Here is a 22,421-nt window from a genome sequence, read left to right as displayed (position 1 = left end):
ACCTCCGCCGCCGGTCAGCCGGCGACCCGCCGGGCCAGCCCTTCGGCGGTCCAGGTGTTCGACGGACGGGCGTCCCAGCCCGCGGTGATGAAGGCCTCCGCACGGTCGGCGGTCCAGGGCGTCTCGGGCGGCAGCACGGCGACCTTGCGTTCCGGCCACGCCAGCGCCGCCCGATGGGGTGTGCCGGGCAGCTCGAACTCCACGATCGGCACCGGCAGATCCCGTACCGCGAGGTCGTGCAGCAGTTCCGAGACCGACGGGTCACCCTGCCGCAGCACTCGGCGCCACTCCGGGGACATGATGGCGGTCGCCAGGTGCCGGCTGAGAAGGAGCATGTCCGGGTCGGTCACGTCGTGGGGCGGCGCGGCCGGGTGGTCGGGGATCTCGGCGAGAACGCCCGCGTAGAGGCGGGCCGGGCTGAGAGTGCCGGCCGGATGCAATGCACCGGGAAGCGGCCCCAGTCCGGTGACGAACGGCAGCAGACGACGGTGGACCACTTCGGCCCCGGCCGGCCGATCCCGCGGCCGCTTCTCCAACAGGTCGAGGATCAGGCGCTCCAGCTCCGCCGGGGCGTCCGGCCGCAGCGACCGCAACGGCGGCGGGGTGTCCTTGACCTGCTTCATCATCAACGAGAACGAGGTGGGCGCCCAGAACACCCACTCCCCGGTGAGCATCTCGTGCAGGGTGCAGCCCAGCGCGTACAGGTCGGTCGCGGCCTCGCTGGTACCGGCTTCCGCCTGCTCCGGCGCCATGTAGGCGGGGGTGCCGAGCGACTGATGGGTATGGGTGATCGTGGAGTAGTCGGTGAGTGTCGGCGCGACGGCGAGGCCGAAGTCCAAGACCTTCACCGCGCCGTCCGGCTCCAGCATGAGATTGCCGGGCTTGAGATCCCGGTGCACGAGCGCCGCCGCGTGTGCGGCCACCAGCACGGCACACACCTGCGCCGCGATGGCCGCCGCCCAACCGACCGGCAGCGGCCCCTGCTCGGCGACCAGGTCGGCGACACTGATGCCGTGCACGCGTTGCATGACCATGTACGGCCGGTCCTCGTGCACGCCGACGTCGTAGACCGCGGGCACACCGGGGTGCTCCAGCCGCGCGGTGATCCTCGACTCCCGATCGAACCGCCTGATCAGCGCGTCGTCCGGCACACCGTTCGGAAACCGGAGGAACTTGACGGCGATCTCTCGGTCCAGCCGGACGTCCCGGCCGAGCCAGACGTCCCCCATACCGCCCCGGGCCAGGGGCAGGCTCTCCAGCTCATAACGATCGTCGATGAGCTTCACTGTCACTCCCCGGTCACGCACTCCGCCGAGCCCTGATCCTCCACCAACCCACCCGGTCACCGGCGACGGGGGCACCCGCGCTGCGGTTCACCCTGCGACGACGTCCTCACCGCCGGATCGCGTCGGACCAGCCGGAGTTACTGCTCCGCTCAGGGATCAGGCTGCGCCGATGCCGCCCTGTTCCGCCGGTTCCCCACCGAGGACGTTCGTCAGGAAGCCGGCCGGCGTACCGGATCGCCGCGGCGCTGTTCGCCGGCCGGGCCGGTGAGCAGCAGCCACCGCACGCCGGCGAGGTAGTCGCCGGGATCGGTGTCGCCGATCAGCAGGGACTGCAGCATGAAACCCTGCACGATGCTGAGCATCGCGGCGCCGACCCGCTCCGGCACCGCCTCGGCGGGCAGGTTCCCGGCGGCCTGCCAGCGGCGGGCCACCTCGGCGAAGTGTCCCCGCAACCGCAGGTAGACCTCATCGGCGCGGGCGGCGAGGACCGGGTTCCGCAGCGCCTCGGCCCACACCTGCACCCCGACCCGGGTCAGGTCGACGCCGGTGGCCGGGTCGCGGACGATCTGTTCGGTGATCGTCGTGATGATCGTGGCCAGCGCGTCCTGGGGTGACGGGGTGGCGCCGTCGGCGAGCATCGTCTGGAACACCTCGTCGGCGGTGCCCAGCGCTGTCTCCGCCACCGCCCCGATCAGCTCGTCCTTGCCGCGGAAGTACCGGTAGACGGCTCCGGCGGACAGACCGCACTCGCTGATGATGTCGGCCATCGACGTGGCGTGGAAGCCGTTGGCGGCGAACAGCCGGGCCGCGGCGGCGACGATCTCGGCACGGCGACCGGCCCGGTACTGCTCGGAGACGCGGGGCATGTGACGAAGAATAAAGGCGAACGCTCGTTTTCGTTAGTTCGCACGTCCCCGCCCTCCGCGGAGGGCGGTCGCCGACGGCCGTAAATACGTTTCTCCACCGGCGCGCGTTCCCTACGATCCTCGGTGACCAAGGGGGATGACACGGTGGGCGGTTTTCAGCAGTTCGCGGCGGACGTGACCACACGTCTGTCCGCGATGTCCGAGGGCGAGTTGTACGTCGTCGGCGACGGTCTCGACCGGGACTCGCTCTGGCTCACCTTTCTGGAATCCTTTCCCGCCGGCACCAACCTCCGGTTTCGGGAGCGGTCGGAGTACGACTGCTCGACGTGCCGCGGGTTCGTGAAGAACTTCGGTAACGTCGTCGAGATCCACGACGGACGGGTTCGTACCGTCTGGTCCGGGGTGTCCGCATCCGACCCGGTGTTCTCCGTCGTCGCCGCCGCGATGGACGAATTCGTCGGCACGCTGCCGCTGGCCGGCATCTTCCGGTCCACCGAGGCGCAGTACGGAACGCGGACGACCCGGGCGCTGCGGGACGGCCGGGTCGAGGTGTGGCACCACCTGCACGGCCGGGTGGAGAAGCGGCACCGCACCGGGGACGTCGGCGCGGCACGGGGCGCCTTCGACGCCGCGGTGCAGGTGTTCCAGCGTGGCCTGGCCGAGCTGACCCTGCCCGCTCTGGACACCGTCGTCGACCTCATCGACGACGACGCCCTCTACCGCGGCACGGAGCACCGCCGGGCGGTGACCGAGTTCCGGTCGCTGCGGAACCGGTGGGCGCAGGCGGCCGACGGCCGGGCCTTCGTCTTCGCCAACGCCATGAACCCGGCGGCCCGGTTCCGCAACACGGTGATCGGCACCCTCGTCCAGGATCTCTCCGCGGGCGTCGACCTGGAGCAGGCGGTCCGGTCGTTCGAGGTGAAGGTGGCGCCGCAGAACTACCAGCGCCCCACGGCGCTGATCACCCCGGCCATGGTCAAGGCCGCCATGAAGACCATCGGCGAGCTGGGCCTCGAGGAGTCGTTGCAGCGACGGTTCGCCCGGCTGTCCGACGTGTCGGTCACCAACGTGCTGTGGGTCGACAACGACACTCGGTCGCGGATGAAGGACGGCATCGAGGGCCTGCTCATGCAGGCGGCCACCACCGGGTCCGCCGGCGCGCGCCTTCGGGACGCGAAGCCGGAGGAGACGCCCGTGGTCGCCTTCATGAAGGACGTCCTGCCCGCCGCCACGAGCATCGACCTGTGGGTCGCCGGCAGCCACGAACCGAACCTCGTCAGTCTCACCACCGGCCGGCACCCGGACGCCCCGCGACTGTTCACCTGGGACAACGACTTCGCCTGGTCCTACCGCGGCAACGTCACCGACTCGATCAGGGAGAGGGTCAAGCGGGCCGGCGGCAACGTCACCGGCAAGCTGCGGGTGAGCCTGTCCTGGTTCAACCACGACGATCTCGACCTGCACGTGTACGAACCCGACGGCACCCACATCTGGTACCAGGACAAGCGCCACAAGCTGGACGTCGACATGAACGCGGGCGGTGGGGAGTCGCGCGAGCCGGTGGAGAACGTCACCTGGACCGACCACCTCCCCGACGGCGAGTACCGGATCGAGGTGAACCAGTTCCGCAAGCGGGAGAGCTCCGGCGTCGGCTTCGTGATCGAGACCGAGAGCAACGGCAGGATCGAGCATTACCGCCACGAGCGGGCGGTCGGCCAGAAGGAGACCGTCGAGGTGGGCCGCATGACGGTCACCGGCGGGGTGATCACCGCTTTCCGGCCGGGTGAGGGCATGCGGCCGGGCAGCGTCGGCAAGGACCTGTGGGGCATCACCACCGAACAGTTCGTGCCGGTGTCCACCATCATGTACTCGCCGAACCACTTCGACGACAGCGAGGTCGGCAACCGCCACTACTTCTTCATGCTGAAAGGGTGCGTGAACGACCAGCCGACCCGGGGCATCTACAACGAGTTCCTCCGCCGCGACCTGCAACCGCACCGCAAGGTGTTCGAGGTTCTCGGCGACCGCACCAAATGCGAGCCGTCGGAGGACCAGCTGTCCGGCCTCGGCTTCAGCTCCACGGTCCGCAACTCCGTGGTCGCCAAGGTGACCATGGCCGGCGGCCGGCGCCGCCTTCTCAGCATCCAGTTCTGATTCCCCGCCGAGACATCCGAGAGAGGCCACCGTGACCGTTTTCGAGAAGGCCACGCGGGAGAAGTTCCGCTACCCGTCGGCCAAGGGCCTGCTGACCACGGAACAGCTGTGGGAGCTTCCGCTGACCGCCAAGTCCGGTTTCAGCCTCGATGACGTGGCCAAGGCCGTCCACGCCGAGCTCAAGGCCGTCGACACCGAGTCGTTCGTGGCCACCGAGGCCGATCCGGCCAAGGCCACGTGCGAGGCCAAGCTGGAGGTCGTCAAGCACGTCATCGCCATCCGCATCGCGGAGGACCAGGCGGCGAAGGCGGCGGCGGCCAAGAAGCTGGAGAAGGAGAAGCTGCTGGCGGTTCTGGGCCGCAAGCAGGACGCGGTCCTGGAGAACCTGACCGAGGAAGAGCTGCTGGCGCGCATCGACAACCTGTGAAGTGAGCCGCGAAACGCGGTTCTCTACTGTGTACGCATGGACTCGTCCGGATGGCTGCCACTGCGACCGGACGAGGACTTCGTGCCGCAACTGCTCGCCGCGTCGCGGGCCCGACGCGGCCTGGACTGCGCGGGCGCCGAGATCGCCGCCGCCGATGTGCGGGCGGCTCTTCTGGCTTCCGGCGAGGCCGATCCGTTCGGGTTGCGGGTGGGCAACGCGCGGATCACCGGCCCGCTCGACCTGCGTACGTGCACCGTGCCGGTTCCGGTGCGTTTCGAGTCGTGCGGCTTCACCGATCCGGTCGACGTCCAGGGCGCCCGGATACACGAACTGGCGATCACCGGAGACCCGGCGGCGAGCCGGCCCGCCGTACTCCCCGGCCTTGTCGCCTCCGGGGTCCGGATCGACCGGAACCTGATCCTGTCCGGCATGGTGATCGACGGTGACGTCGCGACGAAGGACGGCAGCAGCCGGCCGGCGTGCCTCTGGCTGACCGACGCCGACATCGGCGGCAGCCTCGTCGCCGACGGCACGCGGATCCTGCCGCCCACCGGCCGGGCCGTGCACGCGGACCGGATGCGGGTGGCCGGGAACATCCGCCTGGTGGAGGGCTTTCACGCCACCGGCGAGTTGCGGATGATGGCGATACGTCTCGGCGGATTGTTCGATGTGATGGGCGCCCGGTTCGCGCCGGCGGACGGGCGGGCGCTGGACCTGGCCGAGGCCACCATAGGTGGCAGCATGTTCCTGCTGAACTCGCCGAACACCGGCCGTCGTTGCCGGATCGGCGGCCGGATCGAGATGAGCCACGCGACGATCCGGGGCGCGCTGCTGATCCGCAACGCGGACCTCACCGCCCCGCCGGCCGGCAGCGGTGTGCATTTCTACAACGTCGAATCCGACACCGAGCGGACGTTCCTGCTGGCGCCGCGACTGACCGTGCACGGAACCCTCCGGGTCGAGGGCGACACCGTGATCCACGGCGGAATCCTGCTGCCCGGTGCCCAGCTCGACGGCGGGATGAAGCTCAGCGGCGCGCTGTGGAACCCGGCGGACACCGCCCTCGATCTGAACCAGGCCGTGCTGGGCGGCATCCTCGACGCGAGTGACGTCTCGTTCGAGGGCACGATCCGGCTCGGCAGCGCCCACATCAACGGCCCGCTCCGCCTGGAGAACGCGACCTTCGCCAAGCCGCGCCGCCGGCGGTGCGTGTCCGCGGTGAACGTCACCGTCGCCGGCGACGTCCAGTTGCGCGGCATGGCCGCTGTCGGCGGTTCGCTCGCCTTCCGCGGCGCCTCCGTCAGCGGTGTGTTCAACGCCGAGAACGCGTTCGTCAGCAATCCGGGCGGCCCGACGGTGAGCCTGCACATGGCCCAGGTGACCGGCAACGTACGGCTGTGCGGCGCCTTCCGGTCGGTCGGCCGAATCGTCCTGACCAGGGCCGTCATCGGTGGCCGGCTGCGTGCCGACGGCGCCACCCTGACCTGGAAGGACACCGGGGAGCCGAGCACCCGCGGGACCGCTGTCGACGCCGACTCGGCGGTCATCCGCGGCGGGGTGAACCTGGGCTGGCAGGTCACCGCCGGCGCGGTCGACTTCACCGGGGCCAGTTCCTCCTACCTCGCCGACCGTCCGGCGCAGGACTGGCCCGCCGACTCCTACATCGGCGGTTTCGCCTACGAACGGTTCGAGGCGTTCGCGTGGCACGGCGAGGCGGTGTGGGATCCGGAGGCGCGGACCGCCTGGCTGGCCCGGATGACACGGTACGACCCACGGGCGTGGGAGCATCTGGCGGCGGTGCTGCGCGCGGCCGGTGACGTCGACGGCGCGGAGACCGTGCTGGTGGAGCAACGGCGGCGGGCCCGGCGGTTGCGCACCGGCCGGCGGCGCTTCTACGACGTGGTGCAGGACGTCACCGTCCGGTACGGGTTCCGGCCCCAGCGCGCCCTGTACCTGCTGGTGGCGCTCATCGCGGCGGTGACCGTGGGGCTGAGCCTGCCCGGGGTGCAGGCGCAGATGAGGTCGACGGATCAGAACGCCCTGGTGTTCACACCGGCCGGCGCCCAGCCGTTGCCGGACGAGCACCATCCGCCGGGTGCGTGCGGGAACGGCAAGGTCCGCTGCCTGAGCCCGTTCTTCTACGCGGTGGACACGGTGGTTCCGCTGATCGACCTGCACCAGCGGTCGGCGTGGTACCCGGTGGCCGAACGGAACGGCGTACTGCTGGAATGGTTGCTGAATCTCTGCACGATTCTCGGCTGGATCGCCTCGACCGTCTTCGCGTTGTCGTTCACCCGCCTCGGCCGGGCCGGCTGACCCTCTCCGCGGCCAGGACGTTCACCGGTCGCCGGGACGGCCGCGGTGATCCGCTCTCTTGATCTTCATGGGGTGTCCGTTCTCCGGACATCTCGGCGGCCCTGTCCCGGTGTTAGCGTCCTCCGGCCCGGAGCACGCCGAACGGCCGATTCGTTCCGGGCGGTGCCGGCTCCGGCCGACCTATGACGTCACCGGCGCTGCGCCGGACGGGATCGACCGGGACCCGCGGGGTCCCGCAAGGAGTGTGCGGATGCGGATCGGGCGACGGGGCGGCACGGCCACCGATCATCTGCGGGTCGCCCCCGGCGAGCGGGGTGCCGCGCAGACCATCATGGCGAGCGTACGGTCCGCGGCTCCCGGCGACACCGTGATGATCGCGCCCGGCCGCTACCACGAGGACCTGACGATCGACCGGGACGTGCGCCTGGTCGCCGAGCGTGGCCGCGGAACCGTCTGGCTCAGCGGCCCCGCTCCGGTCCGCGTCGAGGCAGCCGCCGCCCTCGTCGACCTGGTGTTCACCGGTACGGATCCTGCGGAGCCGGTGCTGGTGGTGGCCGGTGGCGCCGCCGAAGTGTCCGGCTGCGAGCTCCGCGACGGCCGGGTCGAGGTCACCGGAACCGCCGCCCCGGTGTTGCGGGACTGCCGCCTCACCGGCGCCCGGCTGGCCGGCCTGTACGCCCTCGGCGACAGCAGCACCCGGCTGGAGAACTGCGTGATCACCGGCATCGACGGGATCGGGGCGGTGGCGGGGGGTTCCGCGCGGCTGGTGCTGGACGGCACCTGGATCGGCCCGGTGTCCGGTTCCGGTCTGCGGGCGCGTGGCCGGGCCCGGGTCGAGATGGCCGGTGGTTCGATCACCACGCCGGGCCGGCACGGGATACTGGCCGAGGAGTCGGCGTCGATGACCGTACGCGACTCCGCGATGGACCACAGCGGCGCCGACGGTGTGCTCGTCACCGGCACCGCCCGGGTGGAGCTCATCGGCTGCCGGCTGACCGATGTGGCCGGGGCGGCCGTCGTCGCCGCCGAGAACGCCGACGTCGTCCTGACCGGGTGTGACGTCGACCGGGCCGGCGCGAGCGGGGTGGTCGGCAAGGGCGAGGCCACCGTGACGGTCGACGGTGGGACGGTACGTGGTTCCGGCGGCAACGGCGTCCTGGTCACCGACCGGGCCACGGCGACCCTCTCGGAGACGGTGGTGGGGCCTTCGGCCTACAGCGCGGTGCACGTCGGCGGCTCCGGACGGCTCCGCGTCGACGGCGCCTGGCTGGGCCCCTCGGCGGAGCACGGCCTGCACGCGGCGGGCTCGAGCGTCGTCGAGGTGATCGGCGCCCGGGTCCGGGACTGCGGTCTCGCCGGCCTCAGCGTGGAGGAGCACGCGGAGGCCACGGTGAACGGTGCGGTGTTCGACGGCAACCGCACCGGTGTGGCGGTCGGCTCGGACCGGACGGCGCGGATCACCGACTGTGTCGTCGCCGGAACCGACCGGGCCGGCGTGCAGGTCGGCGGCGGGTCGGTGGCGGCGCTGACCGGCTGCCGCATCGAGCGTCCCGGCACCGCGGGCATCGTCTTCGAGAAGGACAGCGGCGGCACCGTGGACGGTTGTTCCGTGCACGAGGCGGGCGGGTCCGGGATCGTGGTCTGGACCGGCGCCGCCCCGGTGGTGCGCGACAGCTCCTGCACCGGCGGAGCCAAGAACAGCCTGTTCGTGGCGGAGAGTGGCGGTGGCACGTTCACCGACTGCGTCTTCACCGGCAGCGCCTTCCCCGCCGTCCACGTCGGGGCCGCGGCCGACCCGAAGATCGTCCGGTGCCGGATCAGGGACACCGAGGTCGACGTCGACGTGGACGCCTCCGCCGAACCGGTCTTCGAGGAGATCCGGCTCACCGGCGTACCTCGCTCCCTGCTCCGGCCGGAGACGGTCGCCGCCGCGCCGTCGCCCGCCCTCTCGGGTGGCGCCGGTGGGCCGGTGCCCGCGCCGCGGACCGGCGAGCGGACGGCCGAGCAGTCCGACCTGCCGGACCTGTTGGCGGAGCTGAACGCGCTGGTCGGCCTGGATCGGGTGAAGCAGGACGTGGGCGCGCAGATCAAACTGATGCAGACGGTGCGGCGCCGTCAGGATGCCGGGCTCGCCGCGCCGCCGCTGAGCCGTCACCTGGTCTTCGCCGGCAACCCCGGCACCGGCAAGACCACCGTGGCCCGGCTCTACGGGCGCCTGCTGACCGCGCTCGGGATGCTGGAACGCGGCCACCTGGTCGAGGCGGACCGGACCTCCATGGTGGGCGAGTACGTGGGGCACACCGGCCCGCGCACCCAGGCGGTGTTCCGTAAGGCGCTCGGCGGCGTGCTGTTCATCGACGAGGCGTACTCGCTCGTGCCGCCCGGGCACACCAACGACTTCGGCCAGGAGGCGATCGCCACCCTGGTGAAGCTCATGGAGGACCATCGCGACGACGTGGTGGTGATCGTGGCCGGGTACCCCGAGGAGATGAGCCGGTTCGTGGCCTCCAACCCCGGCCTGGCGTCCCGTTTCTCCCGCACCCTGACGTTCGAGGACTACGAGCCGGCCGAGCTGACCGCGATCGTCGAGTCGCAGTGCGGGCAGCACGAGTACCGGCTGTCCGACGACGCACGGGAGGCGCTGCACGCCTATTTCGCCACGCTCGACCGCGCGCACGGTTTCGGCAACGGCAGGGCCGCGCGGCAGGTCTTCCAGCGGATGACCGAGCACCAGGCGCAGCGCGTCGCCGATCTGGCCGAGCCGTCCACCGAGGATCTGCTCAGGTTGACGGCTTCCGACGTGCCGGTGATCGGCGCCGCCCGCTGAGGGCCGGCACATGCCGAATCCGTGAACACGGCATGAAAATACCTTTTTCCTCCTAGATCAACATATCGGCGTACGAATAACGTCACCTGGACCGTCCTCAGTGCACAGTCGGCTGAGGCCGAGAAAGGTGCGTGTCCGCGATGACGACCACGGCCGGCGAGGATCTCGCAAGCTGGTTCGAACAGGTCCTGGTGCCGCAGAGCACTCCGGGACTGCGCCGCTACGTGCGCCGCCTGTTGCCCGGCGACCCGGACCGGGCCGACGACATCGTCCAGGAGACGCTGCTGCGGGCCTGGCGGAACCTGACGGTGGTGGCGGGCGCCCGCTCCCCCGAGGCGTGGCTCTCCCGCGTCGCCCGCAACGTCGCCATCGACTGGGCCCGCCGGCACGCCGCCCGGCCCACCGAGGTCGACGAGGACGTCACCGCGACGGTCTGGGAGCCCGGCGAGTACGCGTACGAGGCGGTGCTGGACCGGGCGGTGCTGTTCGGCGCGCTGCGAACCCTGTCACCGTTGCACCGGGAGGCGCTGCTCCGGGTGCACTACCAGGACCGGACACACACCGAGGTCGCGGGAACGCTCGGCGTGCCACCGGGCACGGTGAAGTCCCGGGCGCACTACGCCACCCGAGAACTCCAGCGGATCCTCGGCGAGCAGGGGGTCACGGGGCCGGCGTACTGAGGCCGCCCAGCTCCGCCGTCATGGTGCCGGGACCGGCCTTCGTACCCTCGGCCAGGACCGCCGCGACCACCGGGTCCATGCCGGCCGCGACGTACCGTTCGGTCAGCAGCGCCACGTACCGGGCCCGGATCACCGGGTCCGGCACGGCCGCCGGCGGGGCCGGAACCGTGGCCTGATAGTGGTTGCCGGAGCGGTGCACCGTCAGGAGCGGGGCGTCCTCCGGACCGAATCCCGTGATCGCGAAATCACCCTGCTCGATCTGGAACCGCACGCCCAGGGTGGACGCCAGCAACGGCAGGAACGTCTCCCCCCGCTCGTCGCCCCAGTACCTCTCCCAGCGCCCGACCGCGGTCCGCAGAGCCTCGAACTCCACCTCACGCAACGGCCGTGACGGGTCACGGTAGTGCTCCACGAACAGGTCACGTAGCGTCTCGTCGCTCAGGCCGCCCAGGTCCGGGCTCTCCCCGCGTACGGCCAGATAGTCGAGCATGTCCTGCATGCCGAGGGCGTCGTCGGCCAGATTCTGCGCGTCCGAGCCCGGCCGTAGCGGCACCTCCGATGCGGCGTGGGCACGGGCGACGGCGGGATCACCGCCGCCGGCGAGCTCCCGGGTACGCACGTCGAGGTACCGGTCCCGCAGCAACGACACCGGGAGCACCTGGCCGTAGCGGACGGTCCGGACCCCGTCGGCGTGCAGCCGGTCCAGAAGGCCCTGCCGGTCCAGCCCGTCGGCGTCCTGCCGCACTCTGCCGACCATGCTGTCACGCAACGGCGCCAGCACCCGCGCGGGTACGCCGTCCGGACCGAGCCCGTCCAGGTGCGCGGCGACCAGGGTGCGCAGCAGATCGGCTGCCTGTCCCAGTTCGGTGGACCGGGGCACCAGGCCACGCTGGTCGCGTACCGTCCTGGTGGTCCAGAGAGTCGCCTGGGCGCGCACGGCCGCGGGGTCGCCGAGCCAGGCGTGCAGTGCGGGTGAGCCGAGCCCGGCCGCGGCGAGGCGGTCGCGCACCAGCAGCGGATCGGTCGCGATCACCGCGTAGAGCTGACAGTAGCCGTCACCCGGCACATCGAGACGGGTGATCGACGGCGGCGACGGCACGCCCTCCGGCCCCACCTCGACATCCGCCAGCGACTCGGCCGGCGACGGCGGCAGCGGCACGCCCTCCGGCCCCACCTCCACGTCCCACACCGACCCGGCCGGCGACGGCGGCAGCGGCACGCCCTCCGGCCCCACCTCCACATCCGCCAGCGACCCGGCCGGCGACGGCGGCGACGGCACGCCCTCCGGCCCCACCTCCACATCCGCCAGCGACTCGGCGGGCGACGGTGGCGACGGCACGCCCTCGGGGCGGACCTCTTCCACGGTTCCGAGGTCGCGGAGGTGCCGGGCGAGGCTGCCCGGGTCGGCGACCGAGGCGGCCACGCCGAGGTGCTCGTGGCGGAAGCGGTCGAGCAGGTCGTGGTGGCGTTGCTCCAGTGCCCACCACCGGCCACCGGCCTGCTGCCATGCTTCGAGCAGCCCGGGGATCCGCGCCTCGATCGCCGCACGGGCCTCGCTGCCGGCCGGCTGGGCGTGGGCGTCGTAGCGGGCACCGTCGAGGTCGTCGGCGGCCTTCACGAACGCGTCGGCTGCCGCGGCCAGGTCGGCCTCGTTCGTCACGATCGCCTCGAACGACGCCCGCAACCCGTCGTCCTGCCGGTCGATGTCGAGAGCGGTGCGCACGTCGTGCAGCCCCATCCGTAGCGACACCGTGACGACCGGGCTGTCCGCGCTGACCGTCCGGGTGAAGCCGGCCGTCCGGGGCAGGCTGACGGTGACCTCCACCCGGCTCAGGTAGTCGATCAGCCCGGACCGGCTCTCCGGTTTCACGTTGCCCAGTTCACCGGTGGCGGTGTTGCCGCTGTCCGTGGCCGCCTGCAGGTCACCGGCCGCGATGCCCGGCCCGCCCGCTTCCAGCGCCTGGTAGGGGTCGTCGGCGTACCCTCGCCCGAGCAGCGGGATCCGCGGCGCCCGCAAGGTCTGCACCATCGTGTTCGTGCCCGTGCTGTAACCCGACGTCTGCTGCGGCGCGTGTTCCCGGAACACCCCGGAGCTGACACCGCTGAGCGAGGCCGCCTCGGGGACCAGCCGGATGGTGACCTTGGCCTGCTGGCCGAAGATCTGCGCGCTGGTCACGGCGGGAAGCTCCAGGCCGTCCGGCGTCAGCATCCGGGGTACGGCGGGCAGCAGCAGCTCCGGGGTGAGGCTCTGGTGGATCTGGTGCGCGCCGGCGTACCCGGGGGTGGCCAGCCGTTTCGCCGCGTCACCGAGCAGCCGCCCGACCGTACCCCGCAAGGTGGTGATCGGGGTGAGGTCCTCCGCGCTGAAGCGCGGCGGCAGCGGCAGGCCGTCGAGGGTGCGCCAGCCCGGCCCGCTCTCGGCCGGCGCGGCGATCCGGTACGTGGCCGGCGCCGTGCCCGGCCGGGTCCGCGGCGGGCGCAGGTCGTCGGCCCAGCGGTCCTGCACCACATGATCGTGCACGGTGAGCAGTTCGGAGTCGACCCGCTTGCCCTGGTCGAAGACGACCAGGGAGAAGGTGACCGGGAACCTCAGCCGGGCCTTGACGCCCCGGCCGGAGCTGATCTGCGTGTCGACGCTCGCCTGGCCGCTGCCCTGCGCGTTGGTCACCTGCGAGGAGCGGCCGATCATGTCGCCGAGCCCGGCCGCGAGGTTCTCGCCGTGGTGGTTGGACACGCCGGTGCCCGCCGCCCCCGCCATCATCGTCCCGCCGTGCGCGCGCTGCACCGTCGCGCCGGCGTCCCGCACATGTGTCGTCTTGATGTCCAGGTCGTCGTGCCCGGCGACGAAACCCTCCAGTCGCGGCGGCCCGGTCACCGTCGCCACCAGCCGTACGTCCCGTGCGTGCTGGGTCATCCGGCCCGGCGTCACGTGCAGCACGGACGCCCCGCCGTCGACCATGGCGGGCCAGTGCTGGGCGATACCCGCCGGAGTCAGCAGATGCAGCAGGCGGCGCCGGTTCAGCATCGGGTCGTCGAGGCCGGCGCCGGTCAGCGAGCCGAGGACCTTCTCCAGGGTGGCGCGCTGGGCCGGGTTCAGCCGGGTGAGGGCCGCGGTCATCGCCTCGATCATCGTGCCGGTGAGCGCGGGGGTGTCCCGGAACGCGTACAACCCGAGCCCGGGGCCGTGGCCGGGAAGCAGGCGCAGTTCCGCGGCGGGGCCGGGTGTCCAGGGCGCCCCGATTCCGGCCGTGTCGCCGCCGAGACGGGGCAGCAGCCCGAGCTTCGCCACGGCGTCGGCCGGCAGCCGCAGGTAGACGGCGTTGGTGATGACGCCGTCCCGGCGCACCGACTTGTGGTGGTGCAGCCAGTCGCCGGTACGCACGGCCTGCGGGATGATCGCGTACCGCGCCGGGTCGGTGGTCACCTCGGCGCCGACCGAGACCCGCATGTCGAACTTGACCAGGTACGACCGGGTCCGGCCCTTACGGTTGTTGAGGTTGCGCTCGATCGCCCCGGACAGGCTGCCGCTGTCCCGGTTCTCCCGGGAGTACAGCAACCGTTCGTAACCGGCGTTGATCAGTCCGCCGCCACCGCTCGTGCTCTTGCTGTCGCCGGGTTTGCGCAGATTCGCCGAGACGTTGCCGCGCAATGCGGTCTGCCACTCCCTGGTCCGGGCCGTGTCCACCTCGACACCACCGGCCGTCGCCGACTCGGTCGTGATCAGCCCGTGGGCCGGCATGATCTCCGGGTTGGTGAGCGCGGCCGAGACCACCAGGTCCACCGCCGCGCCGTCGTTCTCCGCAGCGACCTTGTCGACGTGCCATCGGCCTTCGATCATCGTGCGCAGCGCGCCGGCCTGCTCCGATTCGGTGAACCGGCGCAGCAGGCCGGCCCACAGCGGCATGCCCTCCAGCAGCGCGCCGGTGCCGCGCAGGCCGCCGAGCCGGGTCCGGGACGCCCGGTCGGCGTACAGCTGGGTGGCCTCGACGACGTCGCGGGCCAGCTTCAGCACGAACGGGCTGCCCGGCATCGCCTCGACGGAGAGCCAGTCGGACACGTCACTGCGCGGGGCGCCGTCCACCCAGTCCCGCAGCGTGCCGAGGTCGAACCGGGTCGCTCGCCGCACGTTCATCGGGTCGCCGCCGGTGTCACGCGGGGTGAGCACGGGGGGCCGCTCGATCGGCGCCGCGGTCACCGACGCGTTGTCGAACAGGACCGTGACCGGTCGCTGCCGGGTCAGCCGGTACCGGGTGATGGTGGCGTCGCCGATGTGCGCGACCTGCTTCGTCTCGGGGGCGGGCTGCCCGTCGGCGGGGCGCGGGAACCGTTGCCGGATCACCCGGCCCACCTTGACCCGCGATCCCGGGTCCCGGCCGAGGCGCTCGGTGTACGCGTACACCGAGACCCTGATCTCCAACTGGTTGCCGAACGCCTGCGAGTCCGGGCTGCCGCCGTTGAGCCGCACCTGCTGGCCGGTGAGCTGGGCGCCGCTCTGCCGGCCGAAGCGGCCGCGCAACTCCAGCGCCCCGGAGGGCACCAGCGCCGTCGCCACCTTGCCGACCAGCCGGAAGACACCGCCGCCCTCGACGGCCGCGCCGGCCCGCCACTGCCCGCCGGCCACGATCTTCTGCTGCGTCCCGTCCACTCGCGAGTGGCGGACCCCGGTGCCCTTCTCGACGCCGGCATGGGTGAAATCACCGGCATAGCGGCCGGTCACGTGCACCACGAGATGCCGGGTCTGGAAGGCCGAGGTACGGACCAGGTCGGCGACGAGCCCGGAGGTGAGCAGCGCCGGCATCCCCTGGCGGAGCCCGGCCGGGGACAGCACCCGATCCAGTTCGGACTGGTTGACCTGGCGTTCGTTCGGCGCCTGCGCGTCGCCCATCCGGGTCGCCTCGGGACTGCCGAACTTCGGCAGGAAGCCACCCTCGAACCGGCGGACCAGGGCGGTCACGTCCGCGTGCAGTTCGGCGAAACCGGTCAGACCGTAGGTGACCGACCGGCCACCGGTGAGCGCGTACGGCGGCACATGCCACGTCAGCGGTGACGGGAGGAAGGTACGCTGCCCGGTGATCAGCTCGGTGATCTTCTCCTGCGGAAGCCGCCCGAGCACGACCAGGTCGACGGTCATCGGCGGGACCGCGCCGTCGGTGAACGGCATCCGGGACCCGTACGTCTCCCGCAGCGCCGATGTGACCGTGAGCCGGAAGTGCGCCTCCACCGCGACGTTCGCGACGTCCTTGAACTCGGTGCCGGCTCGGGTCATGCCGCTCTGCCCGGCAGTGGCGGCCGTCGAGCGGAAGAAGCCTCCGAAGAGGCGGAACTGGGTGAAGGCGGCGGCGAAACCCCACCGGATCGGCACCACCGAGATCGCACCACCGACCCGGCTGATCTGCGTCGTCTTCGTCCCGGTGGTGAGACCCGGCTGCCAGCGGAACGACGACCTGCCGATGTCCGCGCGCACCAGCAGGTCCGGCAGCACGGCACGCAGTTCCAGGGAGAGGGCGTGCGAGCCGTGCTTGCTGGTGATCAGCGGCGGGTGCACCGGGCCGTCCAGAGCCGGCATCAGATTGGCGAGGATCGACGATTCGGCGAACAGGCCACGTGCCTCACCGGCGCCGATGGTGCCCGGGACGACCGCCTTGGTCGGGGCGAGCCGGGTCAGGATCTCCTCGGCCACCCGGTTCCAGCCGGTGGTGGGGGTGTCGCCGTCGTGCAGGTCGAGCCCGGCGGTGAGGATGCGGACCGGGGTGAAGTGCTCCACCAGCATCGCGGTCCGCTCGGCGGCGACGTCGATCCTGGTGGCGGTACGGGGTGTCGCGGTGGCGAGATCGTCGACGGAGCGGAAGGCCACCGCGGCGGTCACCGGTGGGGCTGTCGTCGCGGGGCCGGTGACCGGTCCGCGTACGTCCGTGGCCGTCACCTGGAACCGGACCGGCGCTTCCACCAACTGCGAACCGGAGCCGCTGCGCACGTTGTGCGAATCGGTCAGCCGCACCGTCGTCTCGACCGACTCCTGCGGCCGTGCCAGCGCCACCTCGGCGCTGCCCCCGGCGCCGTAGCCCAGACGTTGCGGGAACATCACGCCGGCCCCCAGCGACCCGTTCCCGCCCGAGGTCACCACCTGCTTCGAGCCACCCGCCTGATCCGCGCGGGTGTCGAACTTCGCCCGGTCCGCCGACTGATCCACCACCCGGGCGGCGGCCACGTCAGCGACCGGCTCCACCGTCACCCGATGCCAGCCGTACGCCCCGTCGCGCACATCGAAACTGCGCCCGCCGGTCGTGAAGAACGACTGCGGATCGTCCCGCAACGCCTGCCCGATCTCCGGCGCCCGCACCGCCCGCTCCGCCAGGATCGGGACGTCGCCCCGCCAGGAGCCGTCCATCCGCGCCCGGACGACGGCGTTCACACTCTCGTCCAGCTGCCGGATCAGGACGTCCACGCCGGCGATGGTGTCGACCTCGTACAGGTAGTGAGGGTGGTCGTGGTACAGGCCGGGCAGGGAGTTCGCCGGGACCAGCTCCGGCGGGTTCACCGAGGTCAACGGCATCTGTTCCGGCGGATCGATCATCTGCAGCGGGATCCGCTCCGGCGGCGCGATCGTCTCGGTGACCTTCGGCGGGATGTCGATGCCGGTGGCCCAGAAGTCACCGGCGCGGTGGCCCGGCTCGACGAGCGTGACCGGGTCGGGCACGGGCGAGCCGGAGAAGTGCGGGGCGAGCACGTCGGCGATCTGGGCCAGCGCGCCGGGCGTGAGCACGTACTCGCCGTCGCCGTCGTGGCCGCCCATCAGGTCGCCGTGGACGTGACCGGGCTGTGCCGGCCCGTGCAGCAGCGCCCCAGGCGGCGGCTGGACGTCCTTGACACCGAGGTAGTGCACCACCTCGTGGGCGTAGGCCGCCGGCGGGCGGCCCGCGGCCCAGGTGGCCTGGTTCGTCGCAGACCCGGGCCCGGCCACGGTGACGTGCGCGTGCGCGCGCGCCGGGTCGTCGACGAACTCGACCGACACCCGGATCGGCACGTCCGTCCCGGGCAGCCGGTAGCCGGGCGCGTTGAGAAACCGGTCGACGCCGGTCAGGGTGCCGGCCCGCACGTCGGCGAACCCGGCCGCGTCGCCGCCGAGATGAACCCGCAGCGTGAAGAGCATCTCCTGGTCACCCGCGGTGAGCTGGTAGCGGACCGCCACACGCTCACCGCCGGCCGGTGGACGGGTCACCTTCGGCGGATCGGCCTCACCGGCACGCTCGAAGCGGAAGGCGTCGTCCAGCGGCGTCCACCGTTCCGCGTCCACCTCGACCACGCGGGGTTCCGGCGCTCGGCCGCCACCGAGCAGGTCCCGCGGCGGCATCGTGGTCGTCTCCGCGACGGGCGGCCGCTGCGGGGCGGTGAGCTGGGCCACCTCGTCACCCGGTCGGGTCCGGGGCGGCTCCGGCGATGCGGCGTCACCCTTCGGCGCGGCCGGCGGCTGCGGCGAACCGGCGTCACTCTTCGGCGCGGCCGGCGGCTGCGGCGAACCGGCGTCACCCTTCGGCGCGGCCGGCGGCTGCGGCGATGCCGCGTCGCCTTTCGCGGCGGCCGGTGGCTCCGGCGCCTTCACGACGGTGGCCGGCACGTCCGGGAAGACCAGCGCGCCCACGTCGCCGCCCGTACCTCGCGGGCCGGCCGGCCCGTCACCACCGCGCGGCGCCGCCGGGCCGGGATCGACCACCGTCGGCTCGTCACCACCACGCAGCGCGGCGAGCCGATCGGAGAGAGTGGTGTGCTCGGCGGCGTTACGGGCGCGCAGTTCCGGCGACAGCCCCGAGAGAGCCTCGTCCACCCGCGAGCCGAGGGACCGTGTGTGGTCCGGCGCGGACAGCGCGGCGTCGATCCGGGCGCCGGTCTCCGCCCGGAACTCGGCGATCCGGGCGGAGTAGCCGGTGTGCACGACGTCCAGGCCGGTGGGATCGTCACCGACCCGGGCCAGCAGGTCCTGCCAGGCTCGCTGTTCCGCGGCGGGAAGCGGGCCGGACCCGTCGCGGATCTCGGCCAGGCCGGCGTCCCGGCGCAGCGTGCCGACCCGGTCGTGATAGCGGGTCAGCACGTCGAGGTCGGCGGCCTCGTCGGCGGCATGGGCGAATTCCGCGTTCCAGCGGGCGTGCTCGGCCGCGCTCATGCCGGGAACGCCGTCCCTCAGCGCGGCGAGCCGCTTCGCCAGGGCGTCGTCCGCCGGACTGTGGGTGGGCACGTCCGGCAGGTTCGGGAGGTCGCCCGGAGCGAAGTCGCCACCGCCGCGCAGGTTCTGGAGCCGGGCCTGCAACTCCAGGGTCTCCAGTTCCGGATCGGGGGCCGCGCCGCCGCGCAGGTCGTCGAGCCGGGCCCGCAGATCCGGGGAGTCCGTTCCGGGGCCCCGGGCCGGTCCGTCGGGCAGCGCGTCGAGGCGAGCCCGCACATCGCCCGGATCGTCGCCGGCTGCCCCGGCCCGGTCCACGCCCTCGTCGGCTGCGCCGCCGGACGGCGGGTCCGGCAGGTCGCCGAGTCTCTGCAGGGTGAGACTCTCGGACAACGCGTTCTCGTACGCGTCGAGCAGCGCGTGCAGTTCGCCGGTGCGCCCGGCGGCGGCCGCCCGTTCGATACCGACCGCGTGTTCGAGCCACGTGACCTTGTCCATGCCGAGCTGGGCGGCCCGGTGGTGCCCGGCGTCGATGTGTGTGCGGAAGTCGTCCAGCCGCTGGTGCACGATGTGCCGGTCGATCCGGTCGTGCAGCGTGGTCAGGTGTCGCGCCGCGTCGCCGTGCCGCCCCTGTTCGACGGCGGTACGCACGTCCGTGCTGATCGACCGCCACTCGTGGCGCGGTAGATCCACCCGGCGCGCGTCGGCGACGAGCTGATCCAGGCGTACGGTGAGCTCGGCGCCGCCGGAGGGGACAACCGGTGGGGTCCGCGGCACGTCGGGAAGGTTCAGCACCCCGTCGGTGCGGCCGAGCGCGTCCAGCCGGGCCTGCAGCACCGCGTCGTCGGCCCGGACCGGTTCACCGGCGCGGCCCGGCCCACCGATTGCCGGCGGCTGTTCCGCGCGGGCCAGGCCCAGGTCGTTCTCCAGGCGTTCGAGACGCTGGATCGCCGTGACGCGGGCGATGCCCTCCGCCGGTGACAACGCCGGAACGTCCGGGAAGGCGGCCGGGTCCAGTTCGGTGGGCCCGTCGCCTCCGCGCAGCAGGTGCAGCCGGTGTTCCAGATCCAGGCCGATCATCTCCGGTGACGGTTCGTCGGTGCCGCGCAGTGCGGCCAGCCGCGCCTCCAGCGCGCCGACGCCGTCGTCGATCGCGTGCGTCGGCACCGGCGGCAGGTCCGCGAGGCCGGGCGCCGGGCCGGGTTCCGGGGCCGAGCGCAGCCGTTCGAGACGCAACTGCAGCTCCAGGCCGGCCAGATCCGGTGACGGCTCGTCGGTGCCGCGCAGCGTGACGAGGCGGTCCTGCAGCAGTCGCAGCTCCTCCCCGACCGGTTCGGCCGGTTTCGGCGGGGTGACGTCGACCCTGGCGACGGCGGCGGGGCCGGGCATCGCCGGCTGCTCGATGCGGATGCCGTCCGCGGTCCGGCGGACCAGAGACTCGGCCACCCGTACGTCCTTCTGCGCACGGGCGATCGACAGCGCGTCCCCGGAGGCGTTCGCCAGCGTGTCGTGGGCGCGTTTGAGCTGATCGAGCGCTTGCAGGTGGGTGAGTTGCGCACCGGCCTGGTCGGGGCGGGGCGGCTGGTGCGGCAGGCCGGCCGGCGAGGGGACGCCGGCGTCGAGCCGGCCGGCCGGCGGCGTGTCCGCCAGCAGGCCCATGGCCCGGTTGAGGGAGATCTCCGGCGACGTGACGTCCAGGCGGCCGAACGTCGTGCCGGACGGCAGGTGGGGGGTGGCGCCATGCTGGACGGCACGCAGGCCGCCGAGGTCGGCCCGGCCGGCGAGGCCCACCTGCACGGTGGGCGTCGCGCCGCCGGGCAGGTTGGCGGGGATGATCCCCTTCTCCGCCGCACCGAGGTTGAACGAGACTCCGGTGTCGGAGATCCGGACCGCACTGATGTCGCCGGTGTTGAGGGCCCGGATCTCGGGGCTCGCGAAGCCGGCCAGCCCGTCCACTCCGCCGGTGAACCGGTTGAGGCCGGCGCCCAGGTCGCCGATCCGCAGGCTGGGTGGCGTGACCGCGCCGATACCGCCCGGGACGTGCGGCTTCACCTGGGCGACGCTGGTGTCGAGAGCTCGGAGCGTCGACGTGTCGATCTTGTTGATCAGACCCAGGTCGACCGCGCCCGGCATATCGAAAGCGGCGCCGCCGCCGGGACGCAGCCCGGGGAGGCGAGGCATGCCCGGCAGTTCCGGGGTGACGAGCGGACCGCGCGAGCCGAGGCCGACCGGGCCCTTCAGTCCCGCGAGATCGGGCGTCGCGAGTGGCCCGCGCAGCCCGGCGAAGTCGGGGCCGACGGCCGAGACGCCGTTGCCGCCGGGCGCCCGCACCCCGCCGAACGAGTTCTCGGTCAGGTCCGGCAGGTGCAGGCCGCCCGGGCTGAAGTGGATGCCGCCGCCCGGCGGCGTACCGCCGGGTTTGACGATGCTGACGGTGGTGATGCCCTCGGCGAGCCGTACGCCGCCGCTGAGCGCGGCCAAGCCGGCGTACGGCTTCATTGCCAGCCCTCGGCCCAGTACGCCGAGTTTGAAGGCACCGGCCACCCCGAACCGGCCGATCTCGTGCCCGGCGAGCGGCAGGAAGATACGCAGCCACTTCCAGCCGCCGAACTCCTGCTTCAGGAAGTTGCCGGTGGTGATCGCACCGTTCTTCAGGGACCGCCCGAGGCCGGCGGCGAAACCCGGGAGCGCGGTCGCTCCCCGGACCACCGCGTTCGGCACCGTCTTGAGCGTGAAGTTGGTCAGGGTGACGAACCCGCGCACGGCCAGGCCGTCCAGGGAGCTGACCACCTTGGGGATGGCGAGCGCCCCCACCTTGACGGTGTTGCCGAGCGTGACGGCGATGTCGCCGACGCCGCGCAGCACCGTGGTGAGACTGAAGGTGGACACCATGCGCCAGAAGTCGCCGATGCCTTTGCCGAGGGTCTGCACGCCGGCGCCGGTGAACGCCTTGAGGTTGCGCCACGCGGTGCTGGTCAGCTTCACCAGGTCACCCAGGGCGATCAGCGGCCTGGTGCTGGGGCCGAGCAGTCCGAGCAGGCCGAGGACCAGGCCGAGGGCGTTGGTCTTGCCGCTGGCGAAGTCCACCATCGCCTTCACCGCCAGGGCGGCGTTCATGCCGAAGGCGATCAGGCCGAGCGGGCCGCCGATGAAGATCGCGACGATCGTGATGACGAGGGTGATCCAGCCGAAGACCTCCCAGAAGATGTCGCACGCCGACTTCGGTGTCTTCGGTGAGGTGATGAATCCGGCGGCGTCGCGGATCGCCTGCTGCGCGGTGGAGGCGGCGCGCTTGAGGTCGGCGCCGGCCGCTTCCGCGTCCGCTTTCAGCGTGGCGAGCCGGGCCTCGTCGCCGGCGGCCCCGGCTGCCTCGTTGCGCGCCCGATCGGCGCGGGCCTGGGCCTCCCGCAACGCGGAGACGTACGAGCGGATCGCCGGGCCGGCCGCCGAGAAGGCCTGCTTGACGCCGGCGACGAAGCCGCGCATCTCGGTGCTGACCTGTTCCCGCAGCCAGTCGGCGGTCTTGCCGACGAACGCGCCCTCGCCGCTCTTGGCGACCACCTGGCCCAGCCCGGTGTCGGCGGTCTCCGCGTTGCGGGCCATCGCGTCCATGTAGTCGGCGACCGCGAGCAGCACGTCGGGATCGCCGGGCGTGGGATCGCCGGACATCTTCAGCGCCGACCAGTCCCCCGGGCGTTCTGCCACCACTG

At 72.4% G+C, this 22,421-nt stretch carries 8 protein-coding genes; 5 read left to right on the top strand and 3 right to left on the bottom strand.

Annotated features, from left to right (window positions below; all coding sequences use genetic code 11):
• Window positions 1–14 precede the first annotated feature (14 nt).
• Together Aut01nite_RS31505 and Aut01nite_RS31500 are read right to left on the bottom strand one after the other, a co-directional pair.
• The gene (locus Aut01nite_RS31505; protein WP_236642694.1) at window positions 15–1,286 is read right to left on the bottom strand and encodes a serine/threonine-protein kinase; all 1,272 of its coding nucleotides are present in this window, start codon (window positions 1,284–1,286) and stop codon (window positions 15–17) included.
• Window positions 1,287–1,495: 209 nt separating this feature from the next.
• Window positions 1,496–2,152 (bottom strand): TetR/AcrR family transcriptional regulator, encoded by a 657-nt coding sequence (locus tag Aut01nite_RS31500; protein ID WP_043525041.1) that lies wholly within the window; start codon window positions 2,150–2,152, stop codon window positions 1,496–1,498.
• A 144-nt stretch (window positions 2,153–2,296) separates the two neighbouring features.
• Here Aut01nite_RS31500 and Aut01nite_RS31495 point away from each other — a divergent pair, with 144 nt between their 5' ends.
• The 5 genes from Aut01nite_RS31495 to Aut01nite_RS31475 all read left to right on the top strand — a co-directional run bounded on the left by Aut01nite_RS31495 (window position 2,297) and on the right by Aut01nite_RS31475 (window position 10,556).
• A complete protein-coding gene (locus tag Aut01nite_RS31495; protein WP_043525122.1) occupies window positions 2,297–4,306 on the top strand; it encodes a DUF8224 domain-containing phage-derived protein in 2,010 nt (669 codons plus the stop codon).
• 31 nt (window positions 4,307–4,337) lie between these two features.
• A complete protein-coding gene (locus Aut01nite_RS31490; RefSeq protein WP_043525040.1) occupies window positions 4,338–4,733 on the top strand; it encodes a hypothetical protein in 396 nt (131 codons plus the stop codon).
• Window positions 4,734–4,769: 36 nt separating this feature from the next.
• Entirely contained in the window at window positions 4,770–7,049 is a 2,280-nt protein-coding gene (locus Aut01nite_RS31485) for a hypothetical protein (protein ID WP_043525039.1), read from the top strand.
• Between the two features lie 250 nt (window positions 7,050–7,299).
• The gene (locus Aut01nite_RS31480; RefSeq protein WP_052163704.1) at window positions 7,300–9,876 is read left to right on the top strand and encodes a right-handed parallel beta-helix repeat-containing protein; all 2,577 of its coding nucleotides are present in this window, start codon (window positions 7,300–7,302) and stop codon (window positions 9,874–9,876) included.
• 140 nt (window positions 9,877–10,016) lie between these two features.
• Window positions 10,017–10,556 carry a sigma-70 family RNA polymerase sigma factor gene (locus Aut01nite_RS31475; RefSeq protein WP_083998956.1) on the top strand — a complete coding sequence of 180 codons (540 nt, stop codon included), beginning with the start codon at window positions 10,017–10,019 and terminating at the stop codon, window positions 10,554–10,556.
• Here Aut01nite_RS31475 and Aut01nite_RS31470 read toward each other — a convergent pair.
• Window positions 10,537–22,416, bottom strand: a complete 11,880-nt coding sequence (locus Aut01nite_RS31470; protein ID WP_152628692.1) for a hypothetical protein — start codon at window positions 22,414–22,416, stop codon at window positions 10,537–10,539. The genes Aut01nite_RS31475 and Aut01nite_RS31470 overlap by 20 nt on opposite strands.
• Window positions 22,417–22,421 lie beyond the last annotated feature (5 nt).

Origin of the sequence: Actinoplanes utahensis (assembly GCF_016862455.1) — a bacterium.
GTDB lineage: Bacteria > Actinomycetota > Actinomycetes > Mycobacteriales > Micromonosporaceae > Actinoplanes > Actinoplanes utahensis.
The sequence above is the reverse complement of the archived record's forward strand: the minus strand, read 5'-3'. Positions and strand labels throughout refer to the sequence as shown.

Excerpts from the sequence above, each read along its gene's own strand:
- Aut01nite_RS31500 (WP_043525041.1), bottom strand. The coding sequence starts at position 2,152 with ATGCCCCGCGTCTCCGAGCAGTACCGGGCCGGTCGCCGTGCCGAGATC.
- Aut01nite_RS31480 (WP_052163704.1), top strand. The coding sequence starts at position 7,300 with ATGCGGATCGGGCGACGGGGCGGCACGGCCACCGATCATCTGCGGGTC.
- Aut01nite_RS31475 (WP_083998956.1), top strand. The coding sequence starts at position 10,017 with ATGACGACCACGGCCGGCGAGGATCTCGCAAGCTGGTTCGAACAGGTC.
- Aut01nite_RS31485 (WP_043525039.1), top strand. The coding sequence starts at position 4,770 with ATGGACTCGTCCGGATGGCTGCCACTGCGACCGGACGAGGACTTCGTG.